General features: G+C 64.0%; 12 protein-coding genes and 2 pseudogenes. 8 read left to right on the forward strand and 6 right to left on the reverse strand.

The genetic code is table 11. The annotated features are described in order from the left end of the window. Positions 1 to 182: integrase core domain-containing protein (locus AKJ13_RS28865; protein ID WP_144426431.1), on the forward strand; the 182-nt coding region annotated here is incomplete at its 5' end. Positions 183 to 1,068: 886 nt separating this feature from the next. Here AKJ13_RS28865 and glf read toward each other — a convergent pair. Continuing rightward, positions 1,069 to 2,220 carry a UDP-galactopyranose mutase gene (gene glf / locus AKJ13_RS28875; protein ID WP_050736400.1) on the reverse strand — a complete coding sequence of 384 codons (1,152 nt, stop codon included), beginning with the start codon at positions 2,218 to 2,220 and terminating at the stop codon, positions 1,069 to 1,071. A gap of 44 nt (positions 2,221 to 2,264) precedes the next feature. After that, positions 2,265 to 3,224: a glycosyltransferase gene (locus AKJ13_RS28880; RefSeq protein ID WP_244471786.1), complete on the reverse strand. Its 960-nt coding sequence runs from the start codon at positions 3,222 to 3,224 to the stop codon at positions 2,265 to 2,267. 753 nt (positions 3,225 to 3,977) lie between these two features. Here AKJ13_RS28880 and AKJ13_RS28885 point away from each other — a divergent pair. From AKJ13_RS28885 to AKJ13_RS28905, 5 genes are all read left to right on the forward strand, one after another. Next, positions 3,978 to 5,894 carry a sugar nucleotide-binding protein gene (locus tag AKJ13_RS28885; protein WP_244471787.1) on the forward strand — a complete coding sequence of 639 codons (1,917 nt, stop codon included), beginning with the start codon at positions 3,978 to 3,980 and terminating at the stop codon, positions 5,892 to 5,894. Between the two features lie 16 nt (positions 5,895 to 5,910). Next, a complete protein-coding gene (locus AKJ13_RS28890; RefSeq protein WP_244471788.1) occupies positions 5,911 to 7,071 on the forward strand; it encodes a beta-glucosidase in 1,161 nt (386 codons plus the stop codon). Then, positions 7,061 to 8,872, forward strand: a complete 1,812-nt coding sequence (locus tag AKJ13_RS28895) for an ABC transporter ATP-binding protein (protein ID WP_244471789.1) — start codon at positions 7,061 to 7,063, stop codon at positions 8,870 to 8,872. Before AKJ13_RS28890 ends, AKJ13_RS28895 begins: the two co-directional genes overlap by 11 nt. Before the next feature lie 347 nt (positions 8,873 to 9,219). After that, on the forward strand, positions 9,220 to 9,939 hold the full coding sequence (locus AKJ13_RS28900; RefSeq protein WP_200905721.1) for a hypothetical protein: 720 nt from the start codon (positions 9,220 to 9,222) through the stop codon (positions 9,937 to 9,939). Then, a complete protein-coding gene (locus AKJ13_RS28905) occupies positions 9,936 to 10,166 on the forward strand; it encodes an SDR family NAD(P)-dependent oxidoreductase (protein WP_348270979.1) in 231 nt (76 codons plus the stop codon). The genes AKJ13_RS28900 and AKJ13_RS28905 overlap by 4 nt, the downstream gene beginning before the upstream one ends. Positions 10,167 to 10,808: 642 nt before the next feature. Here AKJ13_RS28905 and AKJ13_RS28910 read toward each other — a convergent pair. The 4 genes and pseudogenes from AKJ13_RS28910 to AKJ13_RS32965 form a co-directional block, all read right to left on the reverse strand. After that, a complete protein-coding gene (locus AKJ13_RS28910) occupies positions 10,809 to 11,258 on the reverse strand; it encodes a hypothetical protein (RefSeq protein WP_050736406.1) in 450 nt (149 codons plus the stop codon). A 377-nt stretch (positions 11,259 to 11,635) separates the two neighbouring features. Continuing rightward, entirely contained in the window at positions 11,636 to 11,908 is a 273-nt protein-coding gene (locus AKJ13_RS31735) for a hypothetical protein (protein WP_144426432.1), read from the reverse strand. 183 nt (positions 11,909 to 12,091) lie between these two features. Then, positions 12,092 to 12,343 (reverse strand): hypothetical protein, encoded by a 252-nt coding sequence (locus AKJ13_RS28915; protein ID WP_050736407.1) that lies wholly within the window; start codon positions 12,341 to 12,343, stop codon positions 12,092 to 12,094. Between the two features lie 536 nt (positions 12,344 to 12,879). Further along, positions 12,880 to 13,197 (reverse strand): annotated as a pseudogene (locus AKJ13_RS32965) (hypothetical protein); the annotation flags it as partial. Between the two features lie 327 nt (positions 13,198 to 13,524). Between AKJ13_RS32965 and AKJ13_RS28925 the strand changes: the two are divergent. Both AKJ13_RS28925 and AKJ13_RS31070 read left to right on the forward strand, forming a co-directional pair. Beyond that, on the forward strand, positions 13,525 to 13,851 hold the full coding sequence (locus AKJ13_RS28925; protein ID WP_082317187.1) for a DUF2934 domain-containing protein: 327 nt from the start codon (positions 13,525 to 13,527) through the stop codon (positions 13,849 to 13,851). A gap of 894 nt (positions 13,852 to 14,745) precedes the next feature. After that, positions 14,746 to 15,701: pseudogene (locus AKJ13_RS31070) on the forward strand (IS630 family transposase). The last annotated feature ends 1,733 nt before the right edge of the window (positions 15,702 to 17,434 follow it).

Here is a 17,434-nt window from a genome sequence, read left to right on the forward strand (position 1 = left end):
GTGACGAGTGCCTACGCCAGGAGATTTTCTACTCGCTGAGAGAAGCACAGGTCGTGATTGGCCTATGGCAGAACACCTACAACCGTGTCCGGCCGCATTCGTCGCTGGGCTACCGGCCGCCCGCGCCTGTCAGCTTCCCGGATCCGGCCTACCGGCTACCCATGGCCACTACCATGCAGTAGCCTCGCAACTAGCCCGGTCCAAAATACCGGTCAGGTCAACGCGCACCAGCGCCACCTTGGCAGTGCAGGCGTTGGAGAGCTACCGCCTGATCAGGGCGATGCGCGGTCGCCTGACGATCTTGGACCGCAAGACGATGGCGGCGATCGTTGGCGCCGGCTACGGCCTGCCCGAGGCCGAGTACGCTCGCTTGATCGAGGGCGCCTGAGGGCGCGCTACTTCTTCAGCCTCCGGCATCATCCGGGACCCGGCGGTCTGGCAGAGGACCACGAGGGCGATGAGCTTACCGACGTGAACGCGGCGCGCGAGCACGCGCTTTCGGAGGCGCGGGACCTGATCGCGCGAACGCCATGAGATGATCCGCGACTGGACGGTTTGCACCTTCGAGATCACGAACGAGCAGGGCGAGCCCGTGCTGACGGTCCCATTCAGCGACACGGTTTCGGGAAAGGATGTCTAGGACTGAGCGAAACCTGCCCGTACGGCCACTTCACGGCTTTGCTGCCGAGAAGCAGACCGTCTCTGATCCACTCATACCGGCCGCAAATCACTGTCTCGCCAATTAGCCTCGAAGCGGACGTTCCTCGCCTCTTACAAGAGGTCGTGAGTGGGGGCGGAGATGACTTCCGCTTCAATGCATTGCCGCCCGGAAGGGGAACGGCGGGAAACTACCTTATCCATACGCGCGGAGGACTATCGGCACCAGCCGAAGGTAGCCGAAAGCGTCCTGACCGCTGTCGGCGTTCAAACCGCAGAAGCGAACCTTCGTTGCGGCTCGGTCGATCGCCCTCATGTGACCCCAAGCAGAAGGTGAAAACGTCCGCTTCCGGGCGCCCCGACGTGCCAGAGGCGGATGACGGAGTCGGGCGGTTTTGCGACTGTCCGCTTCTAAGCGGCGCCGAGGGCCATTGCTCCGGAGTTGCGGCTCATGCGCCCGTCCTTGCGTGGCACGCTTTCCTCGATGCGACGGAACGTGGCAAGCGCCTGGCCCACGATCTGGTCCATGTTGTAGTAGCGGTAGGTCGCAAGGCGCCCGACGAACCAGACGTCACGCTCATCGAGCGCGAGGCGCTCGTAGCGCTTAAACAAGGCCTGGTTCTCTGGGTTCGGGATCGGATAGTAGGGGTCACCCACCGCCTCGGGATACTCGTAGGTGAGCGCAGTACGGGGATGGACCTGTCCGGTAATGTGCTTGTACTCAGTGACGCGGGTGAATTCCTCAGTTTGGGGATAATTCACCACACCGACGGACTGGTGCCATTCCACCTCGCGCGTGACGTGCTCGAAGCGCAGGCTGCGGTACGGCAGCGGCCCGTGCCGGTAATCGAAATAGGCGTCGACAGGGCCGGTGAAGATCGTGCGCCGCGCCGTCCTTGCGGCGCTTAGGGCCGCATGATCGGTGCCGACCGAGACGGTGATGTTGGGGTGATCGAGCATCGCCTCGAACATGGCCGTGTAGCCGTGCTTCGGCATGGCTTGGTAGGTGTCCGTGAAGTAGCGGTCGTCACGGTCGAAGCGGGTTGGGACCCGCGCCGTCACGGACTTGTCAAGTTCGGAAGGGTCGAGGCCCCATTGCTTACGGGTATATCCGCGGAAAAACTTTTCGTAGAGTTCGCGACCCACGGTGGAGACGACGACGTCCTCCGAGGTGCGGATCTCGGCAACCGGCTCAGCCCGTGCAGCGAGCCACTTCTTCAAGGAATTGGGGACTAGATCCAACCCGTAGAGCTGGTTGACCGTATCGAGGTTGATCGGGATGGGAACGCGCTGGCCGTCCACCTCCGCGAGAACACGGTGCTCGTAGGGACGCCACTCGGTAAAGCGTGAGAGGTGGTCGAACACCGACTTCGCGTTGGTGTGGAAGATGTGTGGGCCGTAGCGGTGGATGAGCAGGCCGTCCTCGTTGAGGACGTCGAAGGCGTTGCCCCCAACATGGTCGCGCCTGTCGATGACAAGCACGCGCTCGCCACGCTCGCGAGCGAGGCGCTCTGCGAGCACACTTCCGGCGAAGCCGGCCCCAACGATGAGCCAATCGTACATGGAGTTCTCCAGATCGCATGGGGATCGATCGGTCGAGCCGCGGTTCAGGTCGTGGAGGCAAACCGTGGCGCGGGCCGAGACGCGGCGCTGAGCGCAGTGCCGATCATGGCCTGCATGGCTGCCCAGGTTGTGTCCCAGGATCCTGTCGCAAGGCGGGCGTCGACGCGTTCAAGCCAGGCCTCCTGGGGACGCCGCATCAGGCGCTCAACGGCCGCAACCACGTCCGCTGCGGTCGAGGCGATCTCGACGAGACCCTCCTTGCCATAAGCGTCGATCACGTCGCGCACAGGTGTGGACACCACGGGGAGCCCTGCGGCGAGAAACTCGGGCGTCTTGGTCGGGCTGATAAACCGGGTCGACTCGTTCAGCGCGAACGGCATCAAGCCGAAGTCCCAGTGGGCAAGGTACTCGGGCAGGTCGTCGTACGACTTCGGCCCGAGCCAGTGGATGTTGGAGCCGCCCGGCAGCAGCGCCGGGTCGATCTTCACCACTGGGCCGATCATGACGAAGTGCCAGTCCGGACGAAGGCTAGCCACCGAGGCAAGCAGGTCGACGTCAAAGCGCTCGTCAACGACGCCAAAGAAGCCAAGGCGTGGACGCGGAACCTCTGCCAAATCCATGGGCTCTGGAGGGCCCTTCCGAGCACGCCCGAAATGGTTGACGTCGATGGAGGACGGAAAGCAGTGGACGTTGTCGTGGCGGTTTTGCTTTGCCTCATAGAGGCTGGCGCCCCCCGCGAACACGATATCGGCCCGACCTAGCAACTCGACCTCAAGCCCAAGAAGGCTCGGCGAGGCGCCGCGGAAGGCGGAGAGCTCGTCCATATTGTCGTAAATAGTGAGATCCCGCGGCAGGCTGCGGGTAAAAGCCATTGCCGCTGGGGTGTAGTACCAGAAGATCCGCTGGCCGGCCGAATGTTCAGACAGCCAGCTTCCGATTAGCCCTTCCTGGATCGCAACCGCATCTTCGAATGAGGTTCCCAGCGGGATAATCGGGACGGCCACCCTAATCCCCGACGGGACCGTCTCCATGCGCAGGTGCGGGGCCGGGCAATCTTCGTGAACGGGCTCTTCGACCACCATAACGTCGAAGTGCGCAGCGGCTCGGACAAGGAGATGCTGCGGACGCTGCCAGACAAAGGCCCATCGTAAGTGTGAAAGGCACAGGACAAGCGGCTTGTTCGGTGGGACTTCCCGAGCCGGAATGGTCGGGATGCCCTGTGGTCCACCATGGTCGAGCATGGAGGTTTGTTCAATCGCCGTAATCGTACCGCTATCCAAAACCGTATCACTCCTGATCACTACGATTTATGACACGTCCTAAAAGCCCATGATCACAACTTAGGATAAGTATTAATTGATATTTTTGCTTGAACCCATGCCGATAATTAACACATGTTATTTTCAGGATATGGACGAAAATAATCAAGGCCCAAGAATGAAACTCGCGACCCATCACGAAGTTTCAAATGAGGAAAAGCAAGTTTGTAAAAATTCTTAGGGAAGCCCCTGGCCTTGTCTCATCCAGCCCATGCCCCCCCGGAGCTTTGGGGCGGGTTCGAGTGCAGCACCGTCCGGCTTGGAGCGCGGTTCCGCGACCAGTTCGTTGAGACGGGACATGCCGACCGCATCGCTGATCTCGATGCGGCGGCCGCTCTCGGTATTCGCACCCTGCGGTACCCAGTGCTGTGGGAGACCGTCTCGCCCCTACGTTCGGACACCTGCGACTGGACCTGGGCTGACGCGCGACTCTCCCGGATGCAGGAACTTGGCATCCGCCCCATCGTCGGCCTGGTGCACCACGGGAGCGGCCCTTCCTACACCAGCCTTCTCGACGCGGGCTTCGCCGAGGGCCTGGCCGTTCATGCGGGTCGCGTCGCAGCGCGCTACCCCTGGGTCACGGACTATACGCCGGTCAACGAGCCCCTGACCACGGCACGGTTCAGCGGGCTCTACGGCCATTGGTATCCGCACCGGACCGCCCAAGCCGATTTTCTCCGAGCCCTAGTGAACCAATGCAAAGCCGTCTTGCTCTGCATGCGCGCCGTCCGCCGCGTCACGCCCCAAGCCCGTCTCATACAAACCGAGGATATCGGCAAGACTTTCTCAGTCGCCAAGCTCGCCTACCAGGCCGATCACGAGAACGAGCGCCGCTGGCTCAGCCTCGACCTTCTCGACGGGCGGGTGGGACCAACCCACCCCTGGCATGCCCGACTCCTCGGCCTCGGCATCGCGCGGTCCGACCTTGACCTCCTTGCCGAGGGCGAAGGTGCCCCAGACCTCATCGGGGTCAACCACTATCTCACGAGCGAGCGTTACCTCGATACTGACGTCCAGGCCTACCCCAGCAGTTTGCGAGGCGGGAACGGACATTACCGCTACGCCGACGCAGAAGCCGTACGTGTCGACCTGCCGGCCCAAAAGACCGGCCCTGAGGCGCGCCTCGCCGAAGTGTGGCATCGCTATCACCGCCCCTTGGCGGTCACGGAGGCCCACCATGGCTGCACCCGCGACGAGCAGCTGCGATGGCTGCACGAGGTCTGGGAGGCCGCCTGCAACCTTAGGCGCGCGGGCTGCCCCGTCGAGGCTGTCACGGTTTGGGCGCTCCTTGGCGCTGTAGACTGGAACTCCCTACTGGTGAACCGACATGGGTTCTACGAGCCCGGCGCATTCGACACGCGCTCCCGGCCGCCGCGCCTGACCGCCTTGGGCCGGGCCGCGCGGAGCCTGGCGATGGAGGGACGCTTCGAGCATCCCGTTCTGCAACGTCCCGGATGGTGGCGTCGGACTGGGCGGCACTACCGGCCTTCCCTGCGCCCGGGCGCGCCCCAGGAGAAAGGCCAGCCGCTCGTGGTCCTCGGGCCGAAAGGTGCCTTCAGCAACGAGGTCCTTCGCATCTGCGCGTGCCGAGGTCTTGACACCCTGCACGTCGGTGCAGTCAAGGACATCGGCGACGCCCTCGCGCCTCCCGCCGGCCGCAGGCCCTGGGCCGTAGTGGACGCGTCGACCCTCGAACTCTCCGCGATTGCTGCCCGCTATCCGGGCGCGACACTTTGGGCCGCCCCTTACACGGCAAAGGCCGTCGCTGCCGCCTGCGCCGCGGCTGACCTGCCGTTACTCTCGTTCACCTCGAACCTCGTCTTCGACGGCAGCACGGGACCGGCCCACGCCGAGGATGCCCCCTCGGTTCCGTCTGGCCATTTCGGCGTGAGCCAAGCGCAGGCCGAAGGGCTGGTGGCGCAGGTTCACCGCGCGCCACTTCAAGTCCGCACCGGCTGCGTGATGGCCGCAGGGGAAGCGCTGAGCCTGCCATCGACCCTGCATGCAGCCCTCGCGGCACGAGAGTTCCCGCCAATCTTGCCACCGGGCATCACCTCGCTGAGTTACGTGCCAGACCTCATCCATGCCGCTCTCGATCTCCTCATCGATGGCGAGAGCGGGATTTGGCACCTCGCCAATCAGGGGGAAATTAACTGGACCGATCTCGCCGAGCGTATGGCTGGGAGCATGGGCATCACATCTCGGCCGCTAACTTGGTCAGGCGAGGGCGCGAGCAACACGGCCCTGACGAGCATACGCGGGTTTATGATGCCGTCACTCGATAGCGCCATCGAACGCTTCCTCCGGGACCGCTCGACAGTTCCAGACGAGGGGCGAAGGCAGGCCGCGGAATGACAGGCGCGTTCGACGAGTGAACTTTCCGGTGAAAGACCAGCCGACCTCCCTTCTTGGAAGCGTCATCCTTGGCGGCTTTGAGTGTTCCAGCCACCGCCGAAGCGACGGGCGCCGCCTCGATCTGCTCGCTTCCACAGGGCACGACCGCCTCGCCCGGGAGGATTATCGTGCGCTGCGTTCCCAGGGCATCCACGGCGTGCGCGATGGCCTGCGCTGGCACCTCATCGAGACGGCTCCGGGGCAGTATGACTGGTCGAGCTTCCTTCTCATGCTGCGGGAGGCCGAGATAGGCGGCATGCGGGTGGCCTGGGACCTGTGCCACTACGGCTGGCCCGACGACATCGAGATCTGGTCAAGCGCGTTCGTGGAGCGCTTCGCCAGGTTCGCCGCCGCGACCGCTCGGCTGGTGCGCTCCGAGACCGAGTCCGTCCCGGTCTATTGCACGGTCAACGAGATCTCGTTCTGGGCTTGGGCTGGCGGTGACACGGCCCGGATCTCCCCGCTCGCCATTGGGCGCGGAATGGAACTCAAGCGGCAGCTCGCCCGCGCCTCTATTGCGGCGACCGCAGCCATCCGCGAGGTCGATCCGCGCGCCCGGTTCCTGCATGCCGAGCCCGCCATACACGTGACTCCGGGGAGCGAGGCGGACCGCGAGGCGGCAGAGCACTACCGGCTGGCTCAGTACGAGGCCCTCGACATGGTGAGCGGCCGCATGGCTCCTGAACTCGGGGGAAGCCTGGATTCCCTCGACATCGTGGGACTGAACTTCTACCCCGACAACCAGTGGGTGCTCGGCGGCGGCACGATCCCCCTGGGTCACCACGGCTACCGACCCTTTCGGGCCATGCTGGCCGAAACCTATGCCCGTTACGGACGCCCCCTCCTCGTGTCCGAAACGGGCGCCGAGGGAACCGCGCGAGCCTCCTGGCTTCACTACGTCTGCGCCGAGGTGCGCGCCGCCCTGCGGGAAGGCGTTCCGGTGGGGGGCATCTGCCTGTATCCCGTCGTGGACTATCCCGGCTGGGACAACGACCGTTGCTGCGAGGTCGGCCTGCTCTCGATGCTCGACCAGAACGGTCGCCGCACACTGCACGCCGAACTCGCTGAGGAGATCGCGCGCCAGGGCGCCGCCCTCATGCACGTTCGCCGCGAGGAAGTTAGACGACATGCCATCTGAGATGCCCGCCTCCGCCACTGAGGGCGTGGCGCTGCCCGAGCACCTGCGCCTACCAAGCCGGTTCATGCTGCATCACGTCCTGCGTTGGCGCTGGCATTTTGGCACGCTCTCCGCACTGATCGTCATGGCCGCCGCCTGTGGCGTGGCGCAGCAATACGTCATGAAGCTCCTGGTCGACGGCATGGCAGGCCCGCGCGGACTATCAGGATGGGTGACCCTATCCCTGGCCCTCTTTCTCGGCCTCATCGCGGCGGAATCTGTCTTCCACCGCCTGACGGGATGGCTGACGTGCAAGACCACCGTGGGGATCGGAGTCGACGTGCGTCTCGAACTCTTCGATTGCCTCAGCGGGCAGGCGATGCGCTACTTTGCTGAGAACCTCGCCGGCTCTCTGGGGCAGCGGATCACCGCCACCGCCGGCAATTTCGGCGCTCTGATCAACACTCTCGTCTGGCGCGTGATCCCACCGCTCGTCGACCTGCTCGGCGCTATCGTCATCTTCGCGGGCGTCGCCTCCGGCATGTCGGCGGTGCTACTCGCGTTCGTCGTCTTTGTCACCGCCGCGCAGATCTGGTTCGGCGAGCGCGGCCGCCCCCACCATCGTGCCTATTCGGGGGAAGCGGCTCTCGCTGCGGGCGACCTCGTCGACGGCATCGCCAACATGTGGACCGTCAAGGCCTTCTCAGCCCGCCGCCGGGAGTACCAGAGGCTCGATGCCTTGTTCCGCCGCGAGGCTGTGCGGCAGCAGGGAAGCTGGATGTACCTGGAGAAAGCGCGCATGCTTCATGACGGCGCGCTCTGGGTTATGGCGGGCGGCCTTCTGAGCTGGGTCCTGATCCTCTGGAGCCAAGGCAAGGCCAGCCCTGGCGACGTGGTGGTGGTGTCCGGCCTGACCTTGCGCGTCCTTCACAGTTCGAAGGACATGGCTCTCTCGCTTGTCGATGTCGCCCAGCAATTCGGCTTCATCGAGGAGACACTCTCGGTCATTGCCAAGCCCCGCCTGGTGCAAGACCTGCCGGATGCGCCGAGCCTTTCCCTTCGCCACGGCGAGATCGAGTTCCGGAACGTCACCTTCGGCTACGGGTCGCATCGCAAGGCGCTCGACGGGTTCAGCTTGAAGATCCCGGCCGGGCAGAAAGTCGGCATCGTTGGCCCCTCAGGGGCGGGAAAGTCCACGGTGGTGCACCTGATCCAGCGCCTCTACGACCCGGACGCCGGCACCATCCTGATTGACGGGCAAGGCATCGAGACGGTCACTCAGGACTCGCTCCGCGACGCGCTGGCAGTGGTTCCCCAGGAGATCAGCCTGCTGCATCGCTCGGTGATGGAGAACATCCGCTTTGCTCGCCCGGACGCCTCCGATGAGGAGGTCTACGCGGCCGCCTGCGCCGCCGCCTGTGACCGTTTCATCCGCCACCTTTCCCAGGGCTACGACACCGTCGTGGGGGAACGGGGTACCAAGCTTTCCGGGGGGCAGCGCCAGCGGATCGGCATCGCGCGCGCCTTCCTCAAGGATGCGCCCGTGATCATCTTCGACGAGGCAACCTCAGCCCTCGATACCGAGTCGGAGATGGAGATCCAGGACAACCTCGTGCGGATTATGCGCGACCGCACGGTGATCTCGGTTGCGCACCGCCTGTCCACGCTCGCCACCTTCGACCGCATCCTCGTGGTCGAGGATGGGCGTATCGTGGAGGACGGCAAGGCCGCCGACCTGCGCCGTGCGGGTGGGCTGTTCGACCGAATGTGGCGCCTGCAGGCCGAGGGGCTGTCGAACGACGAAGTGCAGAACGCCGCCTGACCGGACTGCTCGATAAGCGGCCTCAAAGACGTCGGGCCGCCCGTTGACGAAGGGGGCGCCGCGCAGGCTAGTCGCGGGCTTAAACACCTACGCCTAGTGCGATCTGGCCAATTTGATGCTGGCACGGCACGGCGAGGTCTCGCAGGCGTGAAAGTACAGAGGGGGCGAGCCGTGGACGATGGCTGGCGCAGTCCCTTGAAGCCACGCACGGCGAACGGCGACGCTCCGGACGTTCGCTGATCTCAAGCCTGCCGTTCATAGTACCGCTGCAGGGAGAACCGGTCGCGCATCGGGCCGACCACCTCGACTATGAGAGCACCCTCGACCTGTCTGACGTGCCCAGGCTCGTGGGGACGCTGAAGGTCGACCAGAGCGTCCGGCCCGTGCGCCGGTTCAAGGGTGGAGCCACGCAGGCCGAGGCGACCCTGAACCACTACCTGGGCGCCCGCTTCAACCATTACGCGACGGTGCGGGGCAGGCCTGAGGCGGGGGCGGCCTCGCACATGAGCCCGTACCTGCACTACGGTCAGATCTCGCCCGTGGCCATCGCCTTGAGGGTGCGGGCCGCCGCGACCTGCGGTGAGGACGACAAGGCCGCTTACCTGGAGGAGCTCATTGTCAGGCGCGAGCTCGCGATGAACCACAACTTCTACGAGCCGAATTACGATTCCTACGAGGCCGCGCCGGCCTGGACGCGCAGGACCGTCGATGCGCACCGGCGCGACCCGCGGCCCTACCTCTACACGCCCGAGCAGTTCGAGCGCAGCGAAACGCACGACCGTTACTGGAACGCGGCGATGATGGAGATGCGCGAGACGGGGTACATGCATAACCACATGCGCATGTACTGGGGCAAGAAGATCGTGGAGTGGTCCGCTTCGCCCGAGGAGGCGCTCGAGACGGCGCTGATACTCAACAACAAGTTTTTCATCGACGGACGCGATGCGAACTCCTTCACGAACGTGATTGGGAAAAGGTCATTCGGGAGAGAACCTGACGTCGGGCGTTCCTGGTTACCCAGGCGGCGCGCCCAGGCCCGCGTGAGCGACGTTGGGGGCGCATCCTGATGCTCGGCTTCATCGCGGCGCAGACGGGCGGCGTGATAGGGCACCATTACGCGGCGAGCAAGACCGGCTTGGTCGGCTTAATGCAAAGCTACGCCGGCCTGCTCGCGCGGGAGGGCATCACAGCGAACGTGGTCGCGCCGGCCCTGATCGAGACCGACATGATCAAGGGCAATCCCAAGATCTGTCCGCACCTGCTTCCGGTGGGCCGGTTCGGCCAGCCGGAGTGAAGTGACCGACGTCGCGGTGATGCTGGCGCTGAATGGGTATGTTACCGGCTAGACGGTGAATGTGAACGGTGGCTGGTACATGACCTGACGCTGAGGTCCGCAGCCCTTTCAGGAAGCGATATCCTGGCGAACGGGGCGTGAAATCCGGCCCCGAGCCGACGTTGCCGGATAGGGGAAGAATGGCTGCTCCGGAGAAGCATCGACAGCAATTCGGGCGCTAGTTCGGGTCGATAGGAGGCAGTCCGCTTTTGCCGCGGCTCTACTCCGAAGCGGACCGGCAGCTTTCGGCCAGATTACGCCATGCTAGGCCGCCAATAAGAGCAAAACCGGCCGTTCGGCTTTGCGCCCTTCCAGGTCATTCAAGAATAATCGGTCGCTTCTCCATAGCGGACATTCAGCGCGACAGCTGCCATGCCATTCGCATAAGGGCACGTAGGCGCACCAACCGCACACACCTTTCTCGGCCGCCCTTCAGGGCGTTCCATTGCGAGCAGGTCGGCCACAGCTTCATGACGAGGCGCGTCCCGGACGAAAGCCAAACTACGAGCTGGAGTTCTGGCTCATGGCCGAACGCGAGTTGAAGGCGGAGCGCAGGGCCCAGTTGTAATGCGATGCTGCGGGCGTAGCGGATGCCGGAGCTTCTTAGGCCTTGTCCTCCATGCGTGTGCCTGACCAAACCACGGCGCCGAGCCCATCACGGTCGACGATCTGCGCGGCATCGGCACCGTGCCGGATCATCTCGGCTCTGGCAGTTTCGATAGCCGAGAGGAGGGAGCCCGCTGACGAAGCCGAACCGACCGTGACATCCCCGCTGTGATAGACCGTCCGGTATACCGTTGGCAGCGCGGACCTTGTATGGCCGGCCTGCGGTTTCGATAGCCCGAGCGAATCGCCCGCCCATTGGCACACCCGCGCGATCGCACGCCTAGATGGCTCGGAGGCACCGTAGTGCTCCGCCTCGTCCTGTAACTCGCACAGGAGGCGGAAGGTGAGGTCGGGTGTCATGAACGGCGAAGGTGGTAGGTCGGCCGCGAGAAGCACGATCAGCCTGCGCACGAACGGGCACGTTGCAGGCAGCGCCGGTACCGGCATGAGAGCCCCTGCTGGAGTGATCGGCCTTCACCCTTGCGAGGTTGTTCAAGGCAGTGCCACAACCACCGTTAGTTTCCGGCGGCGAGAGTGCAGGGCGCCGACACAGTTCGATCGCGAGAATGAGCGCGCCCTGCAGCGGCTGAAGGCTCAGCGCGGCAGAGCCCGACCAGCGACAACCTCTCCTGCGCCTGCTACAGGGGCGCCTCTTCTCGTCAGTGCGCCCGAGGTGTTCGCGACACCGCAAGGCATGCGGCGGGCAAGCTCGTGACGACAGGTGCTCTGTGGGCCAGTTCCCCATAGGCCGCCCGTGAAGCCTCGGCCGGGCAGTCGCGTGAGGGTCGGCGCGGGCGGGGGAACTGGACACCGCAGGCGCCGGCTCACGGCCCGAATTCTAGAGAGGTGGCATGTCGGCCCTGATGTTCTCCGTGCACAGTCCGGGCAACGACGAGATCCACCGCATGGAAGCCACGCCAACCAGCGGTGGGATCCGCTTCACCTGCACCTGCTCGGACGGCACGGAAGGGCGGCACTGAGAGCACCGCCTTGGATTGCTGCTTGGCGACACCTCGAACGTCGTTCAGATTGATCGAGTCGCGGTTGAGGCTCTGGTCACGATGACGAAGGGATCGCCACTGCTGCGAGCCGTCCATATGCTCTCTCCAGCGGAAGCTGCCGCCGCAGAGGCGGAGCTGGATTTACAGCGCGCACGGCGAGCGATCGCCACGATCCTGTTGGGATAGGCGCCTCAACCAGCTAAACTTGGTGGCACCCCACCTGAACGCGCTTTAAAGACGTAGGCGGGGCCGAGGAGCTCTGACGGTCCGATGCCCGGGTCAGACGGATTTTTCGCTCAGACGCTCTCGATGACGATCAAGGTCGTTCAGCAAGCGCGGCAAGAAGGCGGAGGCACAATCCAGCTCAGCGGACTGTTTGCGAAGCATCTCCAACGCCGCCACCTGGGCGCTCAAGCCTTGAACAGGCGTCAGGTACGCCCAGATCGCCTGATCAGCTTCGCCGATGGCGACAGGCTGTTCAGCTTCGAGGAGCGCCCGAAAGAACTCCACGGTCTGGTCGAGGGTAGCCATTTGCAAATCGTACTTTCAGCGACAGAGACGCTGCGAGCCTGTCGGAAAACCCAGAGCAACAGCATCAGAATGACGTCGATCAGGCCGATCTGAAAAGTGGCCCCACCCATGCAATCTTGGAGGAACGGGAAGGCAGGGCCACACCGATGATTTGCACCGCCGGCAGGCTGATCATGTCATGTGCAGGCCGAACGCGAACTCACCTGTGTGAGCTCTTCAGGTTCTCACCGCCCCTGCTGTTGCGGGAGGAGATTGCGCGCTTCCTTGACCGCATCACGGCAGCTCTGGTCCCCTTTGGTGTTCAGATCGACCGCACGCTGCAGTGCCGTCTTGGCTAGGGAAACCTTGTCCTCCGATGCCAAGCCCGGCGAAGCCTTGGCGTCCCCACCCTTTGCAGCCGCGGCTGCAGCGGTGGGTCGGTTTTCTGATTGCCGGCGGACATCATCCGGTGAGGTCGCGACTCGACCGCTGGCGATGCCGTCGGCTTGCCCAGTCCCTGTAGCAGCGCCAGCGCAACCGGAGACACCACCGACGGAGCGCTGGCAGAAAGCCGCAAGATTGGCGTCCGCGTTTTTGGCAGTGTCGTGGTCCCGATGCGCGGCGGCTAAAACCACATGCGTTTGGCGAGCGCGGCCGCGTATATCAACGCCAGACCCGATCTGGATCCTGAGCCCCCATCCATTGCGCCAACGGCCGACCTCGGCATCCCACCAGCGGCCATCACAGAGGCGATATACTATCTGCCCGTACGGTCGCCTACAGCTCTCGCAGCGGCCCTGCGCCCGGCCGAAGCGGATCGCCGCCGACAACTCGCGCCAGTCGATCGGGTAGAAGAAGCGGTGCTCGGGCCGGATCGGGCTAAGGCCGGCACTGTGCCACCAAGCGTAAAGGAAGCATAATAGTAAATTGCCTCCACAGATCGCGTAAGGGCACGCTACCGAACCAGGCGCGCCGTGATATTCCGTGGCCGCGTGCGACCCGGTGTGCGATCTGTGAAGGTCCGCTTCCAGGCTGTCGACGACGTAGAGGTCTACGAGCCGGCGGGATCAGCCGGCTTCGCTGGCATGCGCAAAGCGCGGCAAGTAGGCGGTGGCATTCAGGGCAACGCCCGCTAAGGATGCCCTGCTGCTGTTTCGGCAGAGAGTAGCACTGATCCTGGTTCTCGCCACAAAAGCCCCATCATGGAACCAGCCGCGACACCTTCGTTTCATGAGACCCGTGAACGCGCTTACGATCTTTGGGACCGACATCACCAGCCCGACGGCTTCGATCTGCACTGGTGGTTCATGGCCGAGCGTGAGTTGAAGGTGGAGCGAAGGGCGAAGCTCGAACACGATGCCGGGCCTGAGAGGGATGAGACCAGCCACTCGACAAAACAAGACGACACGTCTGCGAGTGCCGAGTCAGTCTCTGACCGACTGGCGGCAAACCAGATCGTGATCACGACCGTGGCAGCGAGCAGGATGCCCAGGACCCAACTCAGCCCAGCATCCGCGGTGCTTGGGTAAGGTCCGGGCGACGTAACAACCTGATCCTGCACTCGCACAACGCCTACGCTCCCTGAAGAAGGAACCGGCAAGGCTCTCACTGTGGCGGCAGCGGTGATGGAATGAGGACGAAATAGACCCCGAAGACTACGAGCGCTGCAAATAGAAGCACCGCCGCGATGATTCCGTAGCGGTTAGTCCGCACCGGAGCGGGCTTCATGTCCCCTGGCTGCATCGTCTGATCCTGAGATACGCGACCGCACCAAACATGAAAGTGGCCCCGCCCGAGCAATCTTGGAGGAACGCGAAGGCAGGGCCACACCGACGATTTGCACCGCCGACAGACTGATCATGTCATGTGCGAGCCGAGCGCGAACTTACCTGTGTGAGCTCCTTAAATTTTCACCGACCCTGCTGTTGCGGGAGCGGGTTGCGCGCTTCCTTGACCGCATCGCGGCAGCTCTGGTCACCCTTGGCGTTCAGATCAACTGCGCGCTGCAGGGCCGTCTTGGCCTGGGAAACCTTGTCCTCCGATGCCAGGCCCGGCGAGGCCTTCGCATCCCCGCCCTTTGCAGCCGCAGCTGCAGCGGTGGGCCGATTCACCGATCGCCGACGGACATCATCCGGTGAAGTCGCGACCCGGCCACTGGCGATGCCGTCGGCTTGCCAAGCCCCTGTAGCAGCGCCAACAGGACCGGAGACACCACCGACCGTGCCGGGTGTGCCGCTGCTCTCGCGCGACGCCCCACCGTTCTGTGCCCGATCTGTATCCGGCGTACCTACCGGCTTGGCGGTGCCGCCGGTCGTGTTGGCCGTCTGCTGGCTAGAGCCGTGCCCTGGCGGGTTGAATCGCTTGGGGTTAGGCGATCTGGCTGGCGTGTGCTTCACTGGATGGGCTTGTGATGGAGGATTGCCATGCCTTCAGCGCTGTCGGTGGATCTGCGCGAGCGTGTGGTCGCCGCGATTGAAGCGGGAGCCTCGCGGCGTCAGGCGGCCAAACGCTTTGGTGTCGGGGCCGCCAGCGCGGTCCGTTGGCATGAGCGCTTCCGACAGGACGGGTAGATCGCGCCCAAGCCCATGGGCGGCGACCGCAACGCGCAGCGTCTGGAAGCGCAGGCCGCCCTGATCCTTCGGCTCAACGAAGAATACCCGCTCTCCTTCCTGCGGGAACTGCGCGACAGGCTCTCGGAACGCGGCGTCCGGGCAAGCACGAGCAGCCTGTCACGCTTCTTCGCCCGGCATGGGATCACCCGTAAAAAGGGGCTGTCCACGCGGCCGAGCAGGAGCGGTCGGATGTGAGGGCCGCGCGCGAGGACTGGTTCTATCGCCAGCCCGACCTCGATCCGGATCGCCTGGTGTTCCTCGACGAGACGGCGGCCACTACGAAGATGGTCCGCCGCTATGGTCGTGCTCCGTGCGGTCGGCGCCGCCGGTTCGCCGTGCCCCACGGGCACTACAAGACCACCACCATCACCGCCGCCCTGTGCGCCACGGGACTGATTGCCAGGAGCGTCTTCGATGGAACCACGAATGGTATGCGCTTCCGCGCCTACGTCACCGACACCCCGGCTCCGGTGCTGAGGGCCGGCGACACCGTCATCCTCGACAATCTGAACGCCCACAAGGTCGCCGGGGTGCGCGAGGCCATCGAGGCGGTCGGCGCACGGGTTCTCGACCTCCCGCCCTACAGTCCCGACTTCGATCCGATCGAGCAGGTCTTTGCCAAGGTCAAAGCCCTCCTCCGGACGGCTGCAGCGCGGACCGCCGCCGACCTGACCATCGCCATCGCGGACGCGTTCGCCGCCGTCCGACCGGATGAGTGCCGAAACTACCTCACCGCAGCTGGATACGATGCCTATGAGCCAACCTGAAAGGGCACGGCTTTGTGCGGTGCCGGCCCGGCGTTGCTCACACGGTCCGCCGCAAGAGCCACCGCATGCGCACGTCCCCACAATCCATCGATGACCCCGTCATGAGGAGGCTCGTGGCGCTGGTGGAGGAGCTGCTGCCAAACTCGGCCCAGCGGGCCCGCGTACGCCTAATGGGACAACTCTTCGCACTGGAGCAGGAGGCCTTGGAGACTGGCGCCGACCCAGGCACGCTGCGGTCGATCCGTGCCGTTCAGAACGTCGTCCGGAGAAGTGACCCACTGATGGGCGCGTAGCAGCCTCATGAAGAAGCTACGGTATGTCGGGCGGTCCCGAGCCACGAAACGAAGCCACTCTAAGTAGATCCTCGACGGACCTGCTGGGGTCGCTACTGACGGATGCAACGTTACCATCGGCTGAGCCACATGCCAGGCCGGCGCTGATCAACCCGGTCACCTCGCCCGGGAGCGGTGCTCTGCCGCCGATTGGTCCAATCGAGGCATCGAACCCGCAGCCTACGAGCCGAGGGCGGCGTGGTCACCCTGCGGTGCCACTTCGCTTTGGTTGCGATTCCGCGTCGCGGCCTCTCGCACGCATTCCCCCTATGCTTTCGGGTCGGCCGTTCACGACTTGTGCTCAGGACGACCGCGGCCTAAATCGCGTTCTCCGATTAACGAACGAAAGGAGGTGATCCAGTGTCTCATTGTCTTACGCTGCGGTCGAACGCGCTGGTGACCTGGTTGCTCGCCTCTAGTGAGATCCGCTCCGCGTAAAGCGACGCCGTTGCGGTCATAAGTCGGCCGCGGCCCGACAATGGAGGGGTTGCTCGCAAGCGCAGCCCCTCGTTGTCTTTAAGGGAAATTGAGGCAAGGGGGTTCCTGTAACAGAGCTGGCAGGCATTCTTGCAGCAGAGCCAAGGATCTCCATCTCAGGCTAGTCGAGGCGGGGAGCCTGAAAAGGTGACCGGCAAAAGTTTCTGCCCTCTTGTAATGGATTCGGCAATTCCTATAACAGGTCAGTTGATGCGGGTGCGCTGTGAAGTGCCTGTCAAGAGCTAATAGGCCCTTGAAACCACAGTGGCACTTCCCATATCAGGTCTACCAGCTGGCATGCGAAAGCGGCCGCTGAGCCTCTCAAATAAGCAAGCAGCGGTAGATGCCTGCTCTTAAGCTGCTGCCGAATGTGCGAAACGCGAGCGAGAGCTTGGGTTGCAGCTTGTGGAATGTAGAACGCGATCTTAGATTATGGAGGTCGGCGCAGACGCTGCTTCATGTAGTTCTGTGCCTCCGCTTCCCAGCCTTGTGAGACGGCGTCCGGCGCAAGCTAGGGCAGTCTCTCGGCTGAGGAAGCGTCGAGATTGACAGGCGGTCTGAGGCGCCCTATACGGCGCCTCCCGACGCGGTGCCCAAGCAGGGCGGGCCGCTCGGACAGCCTTCCAGAGACGAGTGCAAGCAATGACCGGCGAGAGCTGGGGTAACTTGCCGACTCTATATATGCCAGCATCCGCGCAAGGTGGTGCTGCTCTTTGACAAGTGAATACGAGAAAGAGAAGCGTGGACGGCGCTCGTCCTTGCGGGCCCGGCGTGAGCCGGGTCGTCAAGAGGATGCGAGCTGTCATGCGCTTTTTGGAAGCTCACACGGTTCGGGTGGAAACGCCCGGATCAATGTGAGCCTTCGTCAAGATGACGTGATCAGCTTTGATCAATCTCTTCAACGTGAGAGTTTGATCCTGGCTC

Origin of the sequence: Methylobacterium sp. ARG-1, from assembly GCF_001262595.1 — a bacterium.
Classification (GTDB): domain Bacteria; phylum Pseudomonadota; class Alphaproteobacteria; order Rhizobiales; family Beijerinckiaceae; genus Methylobacterium; species Methylobacterium brachiatum.

Coding starts and splice junctions, on each gene's coding strand:
- AKJ13_RS28925 (WP_082317187.1), top strand. CDS start 13,525: ATGGAACCAGCCGCGACACCTTCGTTTCATGAGACCCGTGAACGCGCT.
- AKJ13_RS28915 (WP_050736407.1), bottom strand. CDS start 12,343: ATGGCTACCCTCGACCAGACCGTGGAGTTCTTTCGGGCGCTCCTCGAA.
- AKJ13_RS28895 (WP_244471789.1), top strand. CDS start 7,061: ATGCCATCTGAGATGCCCGCCTCCGCCACTGAGGGCGTGGCGCTGCCC.
- AKJ13_RS28885 (WP_244471787.1), top strand. CDS start 3,978: ATGCAGGAACTTGGCATCCGCCCCATCGTCGGCCTGGTGCACCACGGG.
- AKJ13_RS28910 (WP_050736406.1), bottom strand. CDS start 11,258: ATGCCGGTACCGGCGCTGCCTGCAACGTGCCCGTTCGTGCGCAGGCTG.
- AKJ13_RS31735 (WP_144426432.1), bottom strand. CDS start 11,908: ATGGACGGCTCGCAGCAGTGGCGATCCCTTCGTCATCGTGACCAGAGC.
- glf (WP_050736400.1), bottom strand. CDS start 2,220: ATGTACGATTGGCTCATCGTTGGGGCCGGCTTCGCCGGAAGTGTGCTC.